Source organism: Enterococcus raffinosus (assembly GCF_001886185.1).
Classification (GTDB): Bacteria; Bacillota; Bacilli; order Lactobacillales; family Enterococcaceae; genus Enterococcus_A; species Enterococcus_A raffinosus.
This window is the reverse complement of record NZ_JXLA01000023.1, coordinates 50919-68420: the sequence shown is the minus strand read 5'-3', so window position 1 is coordinate 68420 and position 17502 is coordinate 50919. Positions and strand designations below refer to the sequence as shown.

Sequence of the window (17502 nt, the reverse complement as noted above, 5' to 3'; positions counted from 1 at the left end):
GCTGATAATTATGAAATTAGCTCAATTAAATAATTTTGATCAATAAAATGCCGCGGTTTGATCTTATACAACACCTTTTGAATTCGGACGATGTCCTGCTCAGTAAGTATCGGATTCACAAGGACCACTGGCGACTGGTCAAATTTCAATGGGACGGTACTGACGATAAGGTCTTGATCCTCCGGCTGAACCTTTTGCAGCGCATGAGAGGAGTCCACTGACACCACCTCAATTTGAGGAAAGGCTGATTTCAGCTTTACCTTGATTAATTGGGCGGTCCCGCTGCCAGAGTTGCAAACAATTCGAAGTCTAATTTGTCCCTTTGATTGCGTATTGTTGCTGTTTTCTAAAATCGCCATCACATACATGACGATGAAGGACAACTCATTCGGTTGAATCTCCACATCTAAGTAGTTCTCAATCTTGTTCAAATTTCGTTTTACAATCTCAAACATCTCCGGATAGGATTGATAAATTTCATCCAGCAAGACATTTACCACACTGTCATTCAACGACAAACGATAGATCAAAAGTTTTAAATGATTTTCTAATAGCTCAAATAGATCACTGTTCAAATAGTATTTGATGTCCATTTCCTTCGCTAAATTGAAAATAAATTCATTAATCAAAATTTGGGTTTCAATCGAATCAATCTTCCGCCCATTATTTTTAATGTAACTCTTCCTGCGTAAAATTGAGATTAAATAGCCAAGCTCACCGTCTTCAGCGATAATCCCGTAACGCTGCTCGATTTTTTCAATGATCGTCTGAGCAAAATGAGCCTTAGAGCTTTCCTGCAGCTCAGCTAAATTTTCAGTCACATCGATCCGCTGATCATGCTTGATCCGTTCAATCATAATAATCAAGTAGCAAACCATTTCATGATAAGAAAAATCAGATAGTTGCAGTTGTTCCTCCTTTTCAGCCTCCATCAGCAGCTGGCTGACTTCCTGATAGCGTGTATCAGGATCAATGATCTCTAACAATAAATTCTGAAAAATGTTGTTTTCCCAACCAAGTGCATAATCATATCCGTAATCGAATAACCCGTTAAAAATGACGAGTTTCGTCATTGCCGAACGAATATGAACTTCATTTCCCGCCACCTTGTAGCCTTTCCCAATATGAGAAAGCAAGGATAAATCATTTTTTTTGAACCATTTCTTTAACGCTTCAATATCGCTGACTAACGTATTGCGACTGACTAAGAGGTATTCAGAGAGATAGTAGGTCGTCACATAATCATGACTTGTGATCAGAAGCAGCGCTAAAATAGTCCGTCTTTCATCGAGGGTTAAATGATAGTGCTGAAAAGATGCATACGTTTGAAATAGTTCCTTTAAGTCAACCTCCTTCGGTATTTTTAAATAGCCGTCTTCAAAATACAGTGCTTCGTTTTTTTCACTACTTTCCAATTGGAAATTGATTTCCTTGATGTCATTGCGAATGGTCTGTTCAGAAACCTTAAAGAGCTTGGCGTAATTAACCAAGGATTCTTCCTTCTCATGCAAAACATCCAATAAAATTTTATTGATTCTCCTGTTCATCACTATCACCTCTACACGTTTAATTGTATCTGCCTCCTATTATTTCACAAGACCAATCCTTTTGGTGAACTTCTCAAAAGAATTGTGATAGATACCTAAAGAACTTCTATGATACGCTTGGCATACTAGATAGAAGCCGTCTTTTTATAACAATTTTTAACAAATAAATTTTCAAGGAGCGGATCAAATTGAAATCATTAAGGAAATTAGCTAGCGGCGTCGGAAATGTTGAATTATGTGATATTAACAAACCTTCTGTTAAAAAAGATGAAGTATTAATAAAAGTATTATTTAGTGGTATTTGTGGATCAGATATCCATGCGCTGAAGGGTGAATATAACAAGAAAATACCATTGACTCTCGGCCATGAATTCATTGGTATAGTCTCTGAAAAAGGGGATAAAGTAACACAGCTGGACATTGGAGATCGAGTCGTCAGTGAGACAACCTACGAAGTTTGTGAAAAATGCCCTTACTGTTTAAAGGAAGAATATAATTTATGCAGTCATCGAAAAGGACTGGGGACACAGGTGGATGGCAGCTTCGCAACGTATGTTTTAGCTAAGGCTGATCGCTGCCATCACTTGCCAGCAGAGCTGCCAAGTGAAGTAGCCGCTTTAATGGAGCCGCTGGCCTGCTGTATCCATGCCGTAATGGAGAAAACAATCGTTCAGCCTAATGAGAAAATTGCTGTCTTTGGGCCTGGGCCGATTGGTGTCTTACTCGCCCTGGTCCTTCAATCACTGAACGCGAACGTGACCCTCATTGGAATTACCAAAGATGCCCTACGTTTAGCAAAAGCCCGTGAGCTGGGGATCACAAAAACATTTGATAGTCAAAAGACCTCCTTAGAAAACTTAGTCGAACAAGAAACAGACAGCTTGGGCTTTGATCAAGTTTTCGAATGCTCCGGCAGTTTTCAGGCGCTTCAGCAGTCCTTAGAAATCGTCAAAAAGAAAGGAACGGTTATTCAAGAAGGGCTCTTCGCAAAGAATCCTGTCCCCTTTGATATGAGTTTACTGCTTAATAAAGAAATTCAGCTCATTGGCTCACGCACTCAAAAACCTAGCTCTTGGAGAAAAGCATTGGAGTGGTTAGCAACTGCTAAAATTGATCTATCACCTATGATTACCAGAACCCTTCCCTTAGACCAATGGGAGGAAGCCTTTGAACTAGCCATGAATGGCAAAGAGCTGAAAATTCTGCTAAAACCCGAATAATTCATGAACGAAAAAACTGTCTGCCAAAATAGGCAGACAGTCCTCCATAGGAGCGTTCCTTTCCATTTGCTCACTGACTCAATTTTTCACCTGACCATAATCTTTGAACACCTCTACAGCCGTTTGAATCTGTTCAGCAGTCAGCTTTGCGATTTTCCCACCATAAGAATGAGCGACGTACAGTGTTTTCGCTGCTTCTTCTAAATAGACGGCAGCATACAACGCCTCTTTTAAATTTTTGCCGATCGTGACAACGCCGTGATTTTTCAGTACGACTGCCAGCTGATCTCCGATATGATCGACTACTGCATAGCCCATATCAATACTCGCCGCCGAACTATACGGAGCGACATTGACTGGCCCCTTCGCGGTATTGGCTAATGTCGTTACATCACAATCGATCCGATCCACGACTAAACCGATTCCGGTCGCATAGGGCTGATGGGTATGAATGACCGCATTCACTGCAGGCATCTGCTGCAGGATATAACGTATCGCAATCGTATCAACACTCGGACGGCGGGTTCCTTCGATAATTTCTCCTTCAATCGTCATCACGAGAACATCCTCTGGGACCATCTCTTCATACATCATTCCACTAGGTGTAACCAATAGGGTTTTCGAATCGATTCGCATACTCACATTTCCACCTGAAAGTGAAATCAAACCATAGCGGTCTAGCATTATCCCAGCTGTGATAATCTCTGCTTTTTCTTTCTCAAACATCAGCTCGCCTCTTTTTTCTTTTTTACTTGAGCGTTATACTCCGTGTTGACTCTTCTAGCACGAGCCTTCAAAGATTCTGGATGCTTTTCATATTCCATGTCCAGCAACAACCGAAACAGCTCCTGCCCGTCATTATAATTTCTTGTATTCAACCAATAACGCCCTTTTAAGAGTCCACCGCCATTCATACGTAAATACATCTTTCCAGCAGTTGGAAACTCACGAATCTTGAAGCTATCCAACTGCGGCAAGTTATAATCATCCACTCGTTTAAAAGAACGTAGAGTCAACGTGTCTCCTGCGATCGCTACTTCTTTCGGGGTCACTCTTGCCACCAACGCGTTCCAAAAACTGTAAAAGGCGACAATTCCAACCATACCCATCAACGCCGGCAAACGATTCGTGATCATGGCACCGATCGCAATGAGGAAAACAATCAATGAGACGACTCCGGTAACAGGAACATCTAAGAAATACAATGTTTTATCGTATTCAAACCGTTTCATGTGTCCTTCCCCCTTTTCTTACTGCAGAATTACGCTGCTTCTCCGCCATCATGCAGTTGTGACGCTTCTTTTTTGATTCGATTGCGGTTCCAAATCGCCATCACCAAAGCCACCGCAGCGCCAATTCCAGTACCGATATATCCGAGACCATTTAAGCGAACAAGTACCCAAGTCAATGGATTCGCTCCATCACAAATAGATGAAATCTGAGAGGCCCCTTCCGGCATTTGGAAATTCACATTTTTTGCTGCCGTCGTAATCATTGGTGCCAGATCCGTAGCGATCCATAGCCCGAATACTAATACGACCAACCCAACAATCAGCCCTCTAAAGCCGTTTTCTTTTACAATCGGTGTAATCAATACAAACATCCATGGGATAACAGCTAAGTCAGCGAATGGTAAAACGGTATTTCCTGGTAGGACAACCGCTAAGAAAATCAATGTTGGCACTAAGATAAATGAAATTGCCAATGTCACTGGGTGTCCAACCCCAATCGCTGAATCTAACCCAATATAAATTTTCCCACGATTTTGAAATCTTTCTTGAATGAATTCACTGGCAGCATCGCTGATCGGAATCAAGCCTTCCATCAATAAAGCCGCCATTTTCGGAATCAACACTAAAACAGCTCCTAAAGAAACCCCTAAGGTTAAAACATTTGTCACATCGTAGCCGGCAATTATACCGATAACGATCCCCATCACCGTTCCAACTAGAATCGGTTCACCGAAAACACCGAAACGACGTTGAACCGTATCCATATTAATATTGATATCTCTCACGCCAGGAATCATATCGATCAATTTATTGATGACCATCGCAATTGGCGCATAGGCCGTCGTGAAGCCATGGGGCAGCGAAACGCCCGGCAGATCCAGTGATTTCTCCACTTCTGGCGCGGTAACATCACCTAATACCATGATAATCACCATATTCACGACAGCCGCCACAATCCCTAGCCATAATGTATCGGTAATAATTGCTACTAAAGCTCCAGTAAACGCAAAGTGCCAGTAATCCCAAATATCCACATCAACCGTTTGTGTCGTATTGGTAAGGAGCATCACGATATTGACCACTAAGCCTAGCGGGATAATAATCAATCCAACTGTTGAACCCATGGCGATCGCCGCTGCCGCTGGCCATCCCACGTCGATTGTTGATAGGCTCAAACCAAAACGATCGATCATCGCCTGTACGGCTGGCGAAAGACTGGTTCCTAATAGCGAATTAATGACCAAATTCAACCCAATAAAGCCGACCCCTACCGTTAACCCTGCTCGAAGACTCTTCCCAACACCTGTTCTGAAGGCACAACCAATAATAAAAATGACAATTGGCATTACAACGGATACACCCAATCCTTGAATAAATTGAAACACTCCAATAATTGCATCCATAATTAATCGCTCTCCTTACTCGTATTGTTTTATACAGGCTACTTTTCCATTAACTCCATAATTTTATCGATCGTTGGTTTTGTATTAACGCCAGTCAAAAAGCATACTCCGGAAACAGATTCGCAAGCCAAACCTTTCGGAATAACCGTTGTCGAAATCAAAAAATCATAGTTAGAAGCTTTATTCGGTGCTTCCGAAATTTTGCATTGCGTGATTTTATACTTTCCTTTGTACCCATTCTCATCTAAAATTTTTGATATTTTTCCATTTACTGCTGTTGATGTCGCAATGCCAGAACCACATGCTAATAAAATATTTTTCATCTTTTCCACGTCCTTATTTTAAATTCTGTTTGATGCTTTTTACGACTTCTTCTGCCGTATTCGCTTGAATAATTGCTAAGACCTTTTCATCTGTTTGAAACATATCGATCAACGCCTGTAAAAATTCCAGTTGCTTTTTCGGTTCCTTGATCGCTAGCATAAACATGATTTTTACTGGAACGAGAACCTCCGGTGACCCCATCATTTCAAACATTACCGGATTCTTTAAAATGCCGATTGCCATTGATTGCTTGAAAACATATTCAGAATCGGTATGAGGAATCGCCACGCCGATATGCTCTAAAGGCAAACCAGTCGCAAACTCCTTCTCTCGCTCCTGAACCGCTGAGCTGAACTCACCATTCACACACTGATTGGCCTCCAGTCGACTGGCCAACGTCGCCAACGCTGAAAAGTTATCGGGTTCATCCATTGCTAAATCAACCAACTGTTCATCTAAGTACATTTCATTCCAAAAGTCAGCCACTTAAATTGCACTCCCTTCCCCCATCACTAAATCCAAAAGTGCTTGCTTATCTGTTACTTGAATCAGTTTTTCCACATTCTCCTCCTTTTCGATAAACTCAAGTAAACCTGTGATTTTACTCTTTGCCGCATTGATATCTGTATCTGAAATAGCGAAAAATAAAATGACATTCACATTATTGATTCCCCAATTAATCTTCTTATCCAATGTCATGATCCCGATTGATGTTTGATTGACCTCGCTAGGGTCCGCATGGGGAATCGCCACACTGACAGAAAAACTAGTATCTCCTAATTTCTCCCGTGTCCAAACAGATTCGCCAAAATTTTCCTTCGCAATGCCTAAAGCCTGATACCTTTCAATCATAAAATTCAAACACGCCTCTTTGTTCTCAACATGTTGTTGAAGAAAAACAAGCTCTGGATTGATCCATTGCTGATTTACCTGTGTTTTTTCTTTTGCTGTCGCGTGATACCGTTTGTAATAGGTATGAACGATCCGACTAATTTCCTCATCTTTGATCATAGGCGAAATATAAACCACATTTGTGGCCTTTACACTAGGATCAGTCGTGACCACGACATCTCTTGAATTCAACGTCACTTGTTCAAATTCCTTAGTCGTCAATTGAATCACTTTATCGGTATGGGGAATGATTCGCCGAATTTTCGTATAGATCAAATCACTTGTGATCAACCCTCGTGAAAGAACGACATAGATATTACGAAAACTTACTCCATACTTGCGCTCCAAAGCGACTTGGAAGTAAATCACTAGAAAAGAAATCTCATCGCCGGTCACTTCGATCGAAAATCGCTGACCGATACTGCTGATGGCATAGCACATCATGGAATACAATAACAAGTAACGATTTTTAATGTCCTCCATAAAAGGATTTTTGATCAAAATATTGCGACGCAGCCGATAAATCATCGGAACAATATGGCTCATAAGTGAATCATGTAATTCCTGATCGCCAGAAAAATCGATATTTAACAGGTTTCCTAAATCGGCGATTAATTCTTCTACCGCCTCCTGATAGCTGTCATTGTACGTCTTGGTTGATTTGTAGAAGGGTTTTACATTCATGGCGTATAAGGTTTCAGATAGATGATAAATATCGGGATACCAAAGCTCGATCGAACTATTCGTAGAAATGAAGGCACAAATCTCATAGGTTTGCGTATATAAAGCCAAATCCTCTAAGTCGCTTTTCTTTTTCTCTTCGATCGTCATATGACAGCCGTTTTCCGCTCGCGTAAGTAAACATAAAAAAGTAAGAAAAATTGCTGAAAAATATTTATTGGAAATATTGCTATAAAACATATCGGAAAACTTCTCTAACGTATCTTTGACTAATTGGATCAGGGCGACAGGGAAATAGTTCTCTAATTGGATTAGCAGCTCTTCATTGTTTACCAGCAGAGCATCGGGAAACTTTGTCATCAAAAAATTTTGATACGCCTGTTGGATGTCCGCCTCCGCCCCACGCAAGGAAACCTTCCGTCTGCTCTGACAGATTTTGACATCAAAATGCCGCAGATAGCGCTGTAAATAATCTAGATCTTTTTTTAACGTTGAATCAGAGATAAAAAAATCCGCTTCTAGCGTCTCTAGTAACTGTCCTTCGGGCGTCATAAATAATTGACGAAAAATACCTTCTCTTCTGCCTAATACGTCATAAATATCTCTGTCACTTTCCACCGTAAGATCTGTAATTCTGTTGATTTCTCCTTCTGTTCCGATTAATTTGATACCATGTCTTGGCACCTTAACAATCTCTATCGCTTTTCCCGCCAATTCCTTGTTCAAAAAATTTACATCGTTCAAAATCGTTCTCGTTGACACTTCCAGCTTCTCACTAAAATAATCCGTCGTTTTGTAATCGCTTTCAGAAAGAAGTAAGGATAACAGTTGATTGCGACGACGCATCGTTTTTTCCATTTTCACACCTCCTCGTCTTTAAGCATTCAGAGTATTCGGCTGTCAGCCCTCTTCGTTAAGGAAAAATAAACAACGTTGAGCAGCCAACCTCGCTATCTCCTATATTCATCATAGTAAATTTTCAACTTACTTAAAAGGTCTCCTTTTTTCAACATTAATCATGAAAACTCAAATTAACAGGAATCATTCTTTTTTGAAAGTATTTATGAAATTTTTTGATGAGTGGAAAAGCCAATTTGTAATGAGGCTTTTACAGCTTCCTTCTTTTAAATACAAAAAAATTGCTGACCTCTTATGATCAGCAATTTTTCTAGTTATTCTATTTCTTCCACTCATCGACTTCTTTTTGGTGGTCTTTAATCCAGTCTTTCGCTGCTTGAGAAGGGTCTTTTCCTTCATTGATCGCTAGCATGACACTTTCCATATCCTTTTGGTTCCAATGGAAATTATCCAAGACTTTATACGCTTCTGGTTGATCTTCCTTCAAACCTTTACGTGCCATCGTATGAATGGCCTCTTCTGTTCCCATGGCCCCTTTAGGATCATCTAAATATTTCAACCCATATTTGGCGAACATCCAGTGAGGAGACCAGCCAGTAATAACAATGGGTTGTTTCTTTTTAATCGCTTGGCCAAGAGCAACTGTCATTGCACCAGAAGAAGAGGTTGAGACTTTCCAATCAGATAAATTCGGATAAGCCTTCAATGTATTTTCAGCGGCATTGACCACACCGGCACCAGGTTCGATCCCGGTGATTGTTTTATTCGCTTGATCAGTCAAATCTTCGATAGAGTTTACATCCATATAATCAGGAACAACCAGGCCAACTTTTGCTCCTTTTAGGTTCACACCTAAATCATCAACCTGATCCTTATACTGAGCAAATTGTGATTTGTGTGTATTAGGCAACCAAGCAGCAACCATGGCATCTGATTCACCTTTTGCAACAGATTCCCACATAATCGCATTATCCAGCGGAGTCATGTTGACATTGTAGCCCATTTCCTTTAGAACCTCTCCGATGACATGAGTAGAAGCCACTTCTGTATCCCACTCTACATAGGTCAGGTTGATCGTTCCTTTGCTTTCCTTAGATGAACCGCCAAAACCAAAAGAGGCTAGTAAAACGACTGCAGCAACAACACCGGCGGCAATACCGATTTTTTTCTTTTTGGTCTTCGGCATTTTTTCAGCTGCCTGTTGTTTTGGCTTGTTGATATTCTGTGTGAATCGATCGATAATGATCGCCAAAATAACTAGCGCCAATCCATTCACAAAACCATTTCCGACTTGCGCACGTTGCAAGGCTGAGAGAACTCCACGGCCTAGACCCGGCGCTCCGATCATTGATGCGATAACCACCATTGATAAAGCAAGCATCGTTGTTTGGTTGATCCCCGCTAAAATGGTACTTTTTGCTAATGGTAATTCCAGCTTAAACAATTTTTGTTTGCCGGTACCGCCGAAGGAATCAGACGCTTCGACCAATTCTTTTGGAATTTGACGAATCCCTAAATTCGTAAAACGCACGGTTGGCGGCAAAGCGAAAATAACTGAGGCAAAAACACCAGGAACCATCCCAATTCCGAAGAATGCAACCGCAGGAATCAAATACACGAACCCTGGCATTGTCTGCATAAAGTCCAGAATGGGAGTAATAATTTTTTTCGCAGTCTCATTTTTCGCCATCAGGATTCCTAAAGGTACCCCAATGATGATCGATAATAGACTTGATAAAAGAACCAGTGTGACGGTACTCATAAGATCCGTCCATAATCCTTGATTATAAATAAAGAGCAGTCCGATCAAGGTAAAGCTTGTCAGCCCCCATTTTTTATTGGAAATAAAAAAGGCGGCGATCGTTAAAACGAGAATCAATAATAATGGTGGGATCATCGTTAATATCCCTGTCATTCCATCCATTAAAAATTGTCCGGCATGCTGCAAGGCTGAGAACAAACCAGCAAAGGTTCCTGTCAGCCACTCTGTAAATCCTTCCACCCAATCTGCAACGGGCAAGGCTTGCTGTAAAATACTAAACATTTGTGATCACCTCTTCAGTCTCTGTATCTGCTAACGCCTCTAACACACTACCACGGATGACGACACCGACTAAGCGGTCGCCTTCTACTACAGCCAGTGGTGCTGGCGAATCAAAAATCAGATTGAAAATGTCGGTGACCAGCATGTCTTTCGGGATGCGGCGGACATTTTTATCAATGACGTCTCTCAGCTCTAGATTATTTTTACGTGCTTCCCGCGCTTTGTCTGCTGTCAGGCTGCCCTTCAGCTTACGCTTACGATCAACAGCTAATAGCATACTGACTTCTTCTTTACGCATTCGATTCAACGCCACATTTGGTCCATCCACTTCAATATTCGTCGTCAACGCTGGCACCATGATATTTTGGGCAGTCAAGACTTTTGAACGATCCACGTCTTCAACGAAGTCACGAACATATTGATTGGCTGGATGCGTCAGAATTTCTTCTCCCGTACCGATCTGCATGATTTGACCGTCCTTCATTAACGCGATCCGATCACCGATTCGCAAGGCTTCATTTAAATCATGGGTAATAAAGATGATTGTTTTTTGTACATTCGATTGCAGATCCAATAATTCATCTTGCATCTCTCGACGGATCAATGGGTCTAAAGCGGAAAAAGCTTCATCCATCAATAGAATTTCTGGATCATTGGCTAAAGCCCGCGCCAAGCCAACCCGCTGCTGCATCCCACCGGATAGTTGATCTGGATATTGATCCTTAAAGGTCAATAGTCCTGAGTTTTCTAATGCTTGTTCAGCCTTTGCCTGACGTTCCGCTTTTGGTACGCCTCGGACTTCAAGACCGTATTCTGTATTTTCCAAAATCGTACGATGAGGAAACAGCCCAAAATTTTGAAAGACCATATTGATTTTATGGCGACGCACTTCCCGCAGTGCTTCTTTGTCCATTTGAGCGATATTTTCTCCATCGATATAGATCTCACCAGAGGTCGGATCAATCAAGCGATTTAATAAACGAATCATTGTGGATTTTCCGCTGCCGGAAAGTCCCATAATAACAAAAATTTCTCCTTCATTGACTTCAAAACTTGCATCATATACACCAACAGTTGCACCTGTTTTCTCTACAATTTCGTTCTTGTCGCGATTCTCCTGAATCATCGCAAGGGCTTGCTGCTGTTTCTTACCAAAAATTTTAGTCAGATGTTCTACCTTAACTTTACTCAAAAAATATCCTCCTCTTAAAAAAGTGACCATACAACCTTAACACCATGTGGTCACTTTGTCAAAAAAGATGCTGAAAATTTTCAGTAAATCAGCAAGTGCGCTTTAGAAAACTCCCTCCGCTTCTTAGTAACATCAGATATCGAAATTGCCCTTAAAATGAGATCGTTCCAGTGGTTAAAGGTTTAAAAAAAAGAAAGCCGCAGCTTTCTTTTTTGATGGAATTATTTATCTGGATAAAACAGATGCTGCATTCGTTGAATAACGAATTCGTTGCCAACAAAGAATAAGGTATCGCCTTCGCAAATTTTGGCGTAAGGTCCCGGCGACAGCAAAAGCTCGTTCTTTTGCTGAATGGCAATAATCGTCGCTCCCGTCTCGTGCCAAATATTTAAGTCATTAACCGTACTCTCCAAGTGTTCTGCCTCTCCCGTCAAAGTTAACTCGTACGGAACAAAAGGCGCGACATTATGAACGCGCTTCGTTTGGGCTAATAACTGATTCAAAAGCTCACTCACATTGTCCAGTTCTTGTTTTTGTTTCTCAACGCTCGCCTGAAGCTCATTCTTTATTTCTTGAACAGATTGCACATCCTGATATTTCTCAAAGTAGACCTTCGCTTTTTCTCGCGAAAGCACATAGGCCCCACTGCCATGGCGAACCTCCATGATTCCGAGATCCACTAGCACATTGATCGCTTTCCGTGCAGTTTCAGGAGAAACATTAAAATTACTGGCTAGCGTGGAACGTGCATGAATTTTTTCTCCCACTTGATACCGATTGTCAGCAATCCGTTCAGCAATCTCTACCGCTACTTGCTGATAGCGAGGCAGCAAGATCCGCTTCTTGTTTTCCCCTTCCATTCCGATCCCTCCAAGTTCATCTAACTGTGCTTCAATCTTCAAAAATCGAAGCTCATTTTCCCCGTATATATCATTCCGTTAAAGTGGCTCATGAATAGTGAAAGTATAGGGCTTACTATATCTTCTATCCACTGAGAATAATGGAACTGATATCTTTTTTGCAGAATTCTTTTTAAGCATAGCATATTTTTTTTAGAAAAGCTTTACTCATTGCAAGACAGATAAAAATGAAGTTGTTAGTGCTTTCGTCTTTAAAATTTATTCATAGAAGAACATTTTGCGTAGTTTTCCTTCGCAAATTCTTTTAAAAAAAGCTACGATGTTTCAGATTATTTTTACCGACTGACGCTTCTTTTGCACTGCTTTTTATACATATACGATTCATTTTATTCTGAAAATTGTCTCAAGGAGTATCCGTTTTGGTAAAAGTCAAAAATCAAAAAGACGACTTAGGAGTGATTATTTGCATTTTGTGACAGGTATTATTGGGTTGATCATTGTTTTAGCTTTAGGTGTGTTAATCAGCAGTGATCGTCAAAAGATTCAGTACACACCCATTTTAGTTATGCTGGTACTGCAATTTTTATTAGGCTTCATTCTCTTACGAACAACAGTGGGAACCACGATTGTCGGCGGCTTGGCCGGTGTTTTTGATGCCCTGTTGAGCTTCGCTGGTTCAGGCGTGGACTTCGTTTTTGGCGGGATCGCTAATAAAGGCAGCTTTCCCTTCTTCTTAAATGTGCTTATGCCGATCGTCTTTATTTCTGCGATCATCGGAATTTTACGATACGTGAAGATCCTGCCGCTCTTCATGAAAGGCGTTGGACTTGCCCTTAGTAAAATCAATGGCATGGGCAAATTAGAATCCTACAATGGAGTTGCATCTGCGATCCTAGGGCAATCAGAGGTATTCATCTCTATCAAAAAAGAGTTGCCTACCTTATCTGAACAACGGTTAACTTCCATGAGCATCTCTGCCATGTCTACCGTTTCTATGTCCATCGTCGGCTCTTACATGGCTTTGATCCAGCCGCGATACGTAATCACGGCGCTTGTATTAAATTTATTTGGCGGTTTTATCATCGCCTCAATCATCAATCCATATCAACTGGAAAATGATGAGCTAGTCATCGAAGAGGATAAAGAGCAGACATTCTTTCAAATGTTAGGGGAATATATCCTAGACGGTTTTCATGTAGCGGTCACTGTTGCTGCGATGCTGATCGGCTTTGTGGCCTTGATTGCAATGATTAATTTCATTTTCGCTAAGATTACCGGTCTAACCTTCCAAGAAATTCTAGGCTATGTGTTTGCGCCTTTAGCGTTTATTACTGGGATTCCTTGGAAAGAAGCCGTCGATGCCGGCAGCCTCATGGCAACTAAACTCGTTACGAATGAGTTTGTCGCGATGACAGAATTAGCGAAGGGCGACTGGACGTTCTCTGCGCGTACTACAGCCATCCTTTCCGTTTTCTTAGTATCTTTCGCCAACTTCTCTTCCATCGGAATTATTTCTGGTGCGATGAAGGGACTCAACGAAGAAAAAGGTAATCTAGTTGCCAAACATGGGTTAAAAATCTTATTGAGTGCCAGCCTAGTCAGCTTCTTAAGCGCCATTATTACAGGGCTAATTTTTTAAGCATTCAAAACAACCGCCAAGATCTCTCACAGGATTTTGACGGTTGTTTTATTTTCCTTAATTCTGACAGATCGCCATAAATTCTTGAAAACTTGTTTGCCTTGAAAGCTTCTTTACTCGCGCTGCATCATTTAGCATCTTTACAAGTTCTTCAAATAGCTGTTCAAAGGAGTTATCTCGTTCTTCCTTCAAGGCCAGCAGGAGAACCAATCTAACCTTTTTTTCTTTCCATTGCAGCGGTTTTTCTAGTGAACAAATGGCTACCGCATTTTGTTTTGCCTCACGTTTGATGGCATGAGGCAACGCGTAAAAATCACCAAAGGCGGTACTGGACAATGCTTCTCGTTGCAGCACCTTCTCCACATAGTTCTTTTCACAATAACCTTTTTTATACAGTTCCTGACAAAGAAATCGGATCACTTCATCTCTGTCTGTGAACGTTTCTTGGGGAAAGAACAGCTCTTCCTTCAAAAAGGTCGTCAAAACGGAAGGTGATTGATTTTCTTCGATCAATAGGTTCTGAATCTTCTTTAAATCAGCATCTGTCAAAAATGAATCATACTGATAAACCGGAACGGTTGTCGGTAGATTCAACTTCTCTGTCGTTAAAATCAATGATTTTTCTTCTGTCGTCTCGTTGGTCACTGCGAATATAGATTCCGCAACGAATAGTTCGATCTCGAACTCCTGGATCTTATTCAATTGGTTTCTGACAATTCGCTGATTTCCCACACCATAAGGAGAGACGAGCAACACACGTTTCTTTTTATGGGCGCGAATATTTTCTAGTGCTGAAAGAAAATGCAAGGATAGGTACGCCACTTCATCTTCTGGAAATTGAATGCTCAGCTTCTCTTGAAGATAACCAGAGGCATAGACACTGACATTATAAACAAAAGGAAACTTGCTTTTGATTTCTTCAAGTAAGGGATTCACCAAATATTGTTTATGAGTAGCGCGCTTATACAATGCCGACACATGGGTCAGTAAATAATCCGTGATTTTCTTGTCCTGCGTAAAATCAATAAAAAAAATCGAGTCGATATTTGTTAAGACGCCTTCAATCGCCTGCTTTAGTTTTTTATCGGCTAGGTCCTCATCAGAAACCAGCGAACCAGAATACAAGCGATAGATATACGCGTATTCTTCCTCTGGAATCTTAACCTCAAAGTTCGTTTCTAATTCCTTAACCATCGCCAGAGTCATTTGACGACTCTTAGTCTCTTTTAAAGATGCCTGAGAAGGATTCAAGTAGCTCTTTTTGCTGACTCTTTCCAATAGTACTGCGAGATGCAAAATAAATGAAATCGTTGAGAAATCATTGACGAAAAAGCCTTCCTTTTGATGAACATTTATGACCACCTTAGTTAATTTCGCTAAATCAATCTGTTCAAAATAATCTGAATAGTTGTCTAAGCTTAATTTATTGGTCTCAATCTCCTGATTTAAAAACAACGTAAACACACGTCTTTTAGCCGCCTCATCCCCTTCAATCAAAAGTCGATTTTGTTTTCGTTTAATTATCAAGCGCTGATCCCTTTTCGCAATCAATCTATTAAGCTCTTTGACCATTCGATCAAGGGTGGATTCACTAATGAAGAATTCATCCGCAAGTTCGTAAAAGTCACAAGCTTTTTGGTCTAATAACCGCATGAGTAAATCAAAGGTCAAATTCGTCGACTGCTTATCAGACGCCAGCTGCTGAAGGTGGTTATTTTCAGGATTTATATAGAACCCTGTTCCCGCCTTCGATAGGATCATGGGTTGTTCAGAAAGCTGGTTTAACTGCTGAATGTCATTTCGAATCGTTTTCGACGAAACCCCCAGCTCTTTTGACAGTTGACCAGCGGTAGAAGGCTGCTGGTTTAGGGATAATTTCTCTAGAATTTTTTCTTGTCTTTGAGAAATATTCACAATGATCCCTCCTATAATAAATAACTGATTTGTATCCCAACAAAAGCATAGAAGTTATTAAACTTCTACGCTTTATTATAACATTATGCCGATTCTGTATCGCTCTCTTTTTCTAGCTGAACAAGGTTTTTCTCATAAACTTTCAAGAATGGATAATACATCACACCATCAAGAATGATCAAAATTAAGACTAAGACAACAGCCCGCCAATCCATTGTGGATAGAAATGCGCCGATTGGTGACGGCATCTGCCAAGAAAAGACAGCGAAGGTTTTTCCGACAATTCCCCATGACATACACAGATACGTAACAATCGCGTTAAAGACGGAAGTAAAGATGAAAGGAAAGAAAAAAATCGGATTTAGCATTAAGGGTGTTCCAAAAATCATTGGTTCAGAGATACCGAAGAAAGATGGAATCAAACCGATTTTCCCAACAGTGCTCAACTGCTTCGATTTCGAGCGCATCATTAAGAAAGCTAAAGCCAACACGGAACCAGATCCCCCGATAATAACGAAATAGGTCCAGAATGGTGTCGTGAAAATATTGCTCAAATCACTGCCTGCCATTTTTTCCGCAGCATTGATCGATAGATTCCCATCACGAATCGGTCCAAGAATCCCTGCCAAGGCAGCATCATGAATCCCAAAGAACCAGAACAAATGGATCAAGAAGACACTGATAATCGTAAATGGTAAGCTGTCAGCTGCCTTGAAGCTTGGCGCCATAATATTGTAAAGGAACTGAACGGCTGTTGTATCAAACGCATGGAAAATGATAAATATCACTGAAAAGAACGTCATCAAAATCAAGCCCGGCACTAAAGCAGCAAAGGTCTCTGAAAGAGAAGCCGGTACGCTATCGGGCATCTTGATCCGACCAATATTTCTTTTACGCATCCAATGGTACCCTTCCACCGTAACGATTGCGACAAAAAGTGACAATAGGATTCCCCGTCCATCTAAAAAGCTGATCTCGACTTCCTTCCCGTCCCAACCCATTTTTAGCGGTGTTAAGACAAGCATTAGAAAACCAACAAGTGAAAACATCATTGGACGTAAGACATCTTCTTTATAATGACGACACAAGAAGTAAGTTACCCCTACACAGATGAATAAGGCCATAGCACTCAGGGTTACCCCGCTGATCCAATTTAAAACCAGACTGTTCTTTTCTGCGAAGCTTGCCCAAGCTAACAAAAAACCATTTTTCGTATCTTCTGTCACAGGCGGTGCATTCAAAATAATTGGAATCGAACCAAACAATGTTATTGGCAGCATAGACATAAAGGCATCACGCGTCGCTTTTAAATGACGCTGCTGACTCAGTTTATTTGCCAAAGGTGAGATGTATTTATCCATCGTATCGCTAAATGTACTAAATCCCATGACTTCTTATCCTCCAATCAGTTTTTTGATATCCTCATAAACACCCTTGCCATCCATGATGCCATATTTCATTGGTGAAATAGCTTCTACCGGCACATCTACGGCAGCTTCGATCTGAGGTTTTAAGAAACGAATTTGTGGACCAATTAAGACTAGATCCACTCCTTGCAGATAATCTTGATATTCTGATTCACTATAGGCGCTGACTTCTAGTGTGTGGTCAGAAGCGGCTTCGATTTTCTTCGCTAACATCCCTGTTGACATTCCAGCATTGCATACCAGCATAATTTTTTTCATTTTATTTCTCTC

The 17502-nt window shown here is 40.9% G+C and carries 15 protein-coding genes; 2 read left to right on the top strand and 13 right to left on the bottom strand.

All coding sequences use genetic code 11. From position 1 onward, the window contains the following. Positions 1 to 8 precede the first annotated feature (8 nt). Positions 9 to 1547, bottom strand: a complete 1539-nt coding sequence (locus RV13_RS13140) for a BglG family transcription antiterminator (RefSeq protein ID WP_249024482.1) — start codon at positions 1545 to 1547, stop codon at positions 9 to 11. Positions 1548 to 1735: 188 nt separating this feature from the next. On the opposite strand from RV13_RS13140, the gene RV13_RS13135 reads away from it, so the two are divergent. Further along, on the top strand, positions 1736 to 2767 hold the full coding sequence (locus RV13_RS13135; protein WP_010747339.1) for a zinc-binding dehydrogenase: 1032 nt from the start codon (positions 1736 to 1738) through the stop codon (positions 2765 to 2767). 78 nt (positions 2768 to 2845) lie between these two features. Here RV13_RS13135 and RV13_RS13130 read toward each other — a convergent pair whose 3' ends face one another. From RV13_RS13130 to RV13_RS13090, 9 genes are all read right to left on the bottom strand, one after another. Then, the gene (locus RV13_RS13130; protein WP_010747340.1) at positions 2846 to 3493 is read right to left on the bottom strand and encodes a class II aldolase/adducin family protein; all 648 of its coding nucleotides are present in this window, start codon (positions 3491 to 3493) and stop codon (positions 2846 to 2848) included. After that, positions 3493 to 3999, bottom strand: a complete 507-nt coding sequence (locus RV13_RS13125; protein ID WP_010747341.1) for a hypothetical protein — start codon at positions 3997 to 3999, stop codon at positions 3493 to 3495. Before RV13_RS13125 ends, RV13_RS13130 begins: the two co-directional genes overlap by 1 nt. A gap of 29 nt (positions 4000 to 4028) precedes the next feature. After that, a complete protein-coding gene (locus RV13_RS13120) occupies positions 4029 to 5402 on the bottom strand; it encodes a PTS galactitol transporter subunit IIC (protein WP_010747342.1) in 1374 nt (457 codons plus the stop codon). 38 nt (positions 5403 to 5440) lie between these two features. Then, positions 5441 to 5725, bottom strand: coding sequence for a PTS sugar transporter subunit IIB (locus RV13_RS13115; protein ID WP_010747343.1), 285 nt, complete (start codon positions 5723 to 5725; stop codon positions 5441 to 5443). A gap of 13 nt (positions 5726 to 5738) precedes the next feature. Further along, positions 5739 to 6212, bottom strand: a complete 474-nt coding sequence (locus tag RV13_RS13110; protein WP_010747344.1) for a PTS sugar transporter subunit IIA — start codon at positions 6210 to 6212, stop codon at positions 5739 to 5741. Then, a complete protein-coding gene (locus RV13_RS13105) occupies positions 6213 to 8156 on the bottom strand; it encodes a BglG family transcription antiterminator (protein ID WP_010747345.1) in 1944 nt (647 codons plus the stop codon). It lies immediately after the preceding gene. Between the two features lie 319 nt (positions 8157 to 8475). Further along, a complete protein-coding gene (locus tag RV13_RS13100; RefSeq protein WP_010747346.1) occupies positions 8476 to 10200 on the bottom strand; it encodes an ABC transporter permease/substrate binding protein in 1725 nt (574 codons plus the stop codon). Beyond that, entirely contained in the window at positions 10193 to 11392 is a 1200-nt protein-coding gene (locus RV13_RS13095; protein WP_010747347.1) for a quaternary amine ABC transporter ATP-binding protein, read from the bottom strand. The genes RV13_RS13100 and RV13_RS13095 overlap by 8 nt, the downstream gene beginning before the upstream one ends. A gap of 221 nt (positions 11393 to 11613) precedes the next feature. Then, positions 11614 to 12252 carry a GntR family transcriptional regulator gene (locus tag RV13_RS13090; RefSeq protein WP_010747348.1) on the bottom strand — a complete coding sequence of 213 codons (639 nt, stop codon included), beginning with the start codon at positions 12250 to 12252 and terminating at the stop codon, positions 11614 to 11616. Positions 12253 to 12715: 463 nt separating this feature from the next. On the opposite strand from RV13_RS13090, the gene RV13_RS13085 reads away from it, so the two are divergent. After that, entirely contained in the window at positions 12716 to 13891 is a 1176-nt protein-coding gene (locus RV13_RS13085) for a NupC/NupG family nucleoside CNT transporter (protein WP_010747349.1), read from the top strand. A gap of 57 nt (positions 13892 to 13948) precedes the next feature. Here the strand turns inward: RV13_RS13085 and RV13_RS13080 are convergent, their stop codons facing one another. The 3 genes from RV13_RS13080 to RV13_RS13070 all read right to left on the bottom strand — a co-directional run bounded on the left by RV13_RS13080 (position 13949) and on the right by RV13_RS13070 (position 17490). After that, a complete protein-coding gene (locus RV13_RS13080; protein ID WP_010747350.1) occupies positions 13949 to 15805 on the bottom strand; it encodes a BglG family transcription antiterminator in 1857 nt (618 codons plus the stop codon). Between the two features lie 83 nt (positions 15806 to 15888). Continuing rightward, positions 15889 to 17193: a PTS sugar transporter subunit IIC gene (locus tag RV13_RS13075; RefSeq protein WP_010747351.1), complete on the bottom strand. Its 1305-nt coding sequence runs from the start codon at positions 17191 to 17193 to the stop codon at positions 15889 to 15891. A gap of 6 nt (positions 17194 to 17199) precedes the next feature. After that, the gene (locus RV13_RS13070; RefSeq protein WP_028020403.1) at positions 17200 to 17490 is read right to left on the bottom strand and encodes a PTS sugar transporter subunit IIB; all 291 of its coding nucleotides are present in this window, start codon (positions 17488 to 17490) and stop codon (positions 17200 to 17202) included. Positions 17491 to 17502 lie beyond the last annotated feature (12 nt).

Excerpts from the sequence above, each read along its gene's own strand:
- RV13_RS13140 (WP_249024482.1), bottom strand. The coding sequence starts at position 1,547 with ATGAACAGGAGAATCAATAAAATTTTATTGGATGTTTTGCATGAGAAG.
- RV13_RS13130 (WP_010747340.1), bottom strand. The coding sequence starts at position 3,493 with ATGTTTGAGAAAGAAAAAGCAGAGATTATCACAGCTGGGATAATGCTA.
- RV13_RS13125 (WP_010747341.1), bottom strand. The coding sequence starts at position 3,999 with ATGAAACGGTTTGAATACGATAAAACATTGTATTTCTTAGATGTTCCT.
- RV13_RS13120 (WP_010747342.1), bottom strand. The coding sequence starts at position 5,402 with ATGGATGCAATTATTGGAGTGTTTCAATTTATTCAAGGATTGGGTGTA.
- RV13_RS13115 (WP_010747343.1), bottom strand. The coding sequence starts at position 5,725 with ATGAAAAATATTTTATTAGCATGTGGTTCTGGCATTGCGACATCAACA.
- RV13_RS13105 (WP_010747345.1), bottom strand. The coding sequence starts at position 8,156 with ATGGAAAAAACGATGCGTCGTCGCAATCAACTGTTATCCTTACTTCTT.
- RV13_RS13100 (WP_010747346.1), bottom strand. The coding sequence starts at position 10,200 with ATGTTTAGTATTTTACAGCAAGCCTTGCCCGTTGCAGATTGGGTGGAA.
- RV13_RS13090 (WP_010747348.1), bottom strand. The coding sequence starts at position 12,252 with ATGGAAGGGGAAAACAAGAAGCGGATCTTGCTGCCTCGCTATCAGCAA.
- RV13_RS13075 (WP_010747351.1), bottom strand. The coding sequence starts at position 17,193 with ATGGGATTTAGTACATTTAGCGATACGATGGATAAATACATCTCACCT.
- RV13_RS13070 (WP_028020403.1), bottom strand. The coding sequence starts at position 17,490 with ATGAAAAAAATTATGCTGGTATGCAATGCTGGAATGTCAACAGGGATG.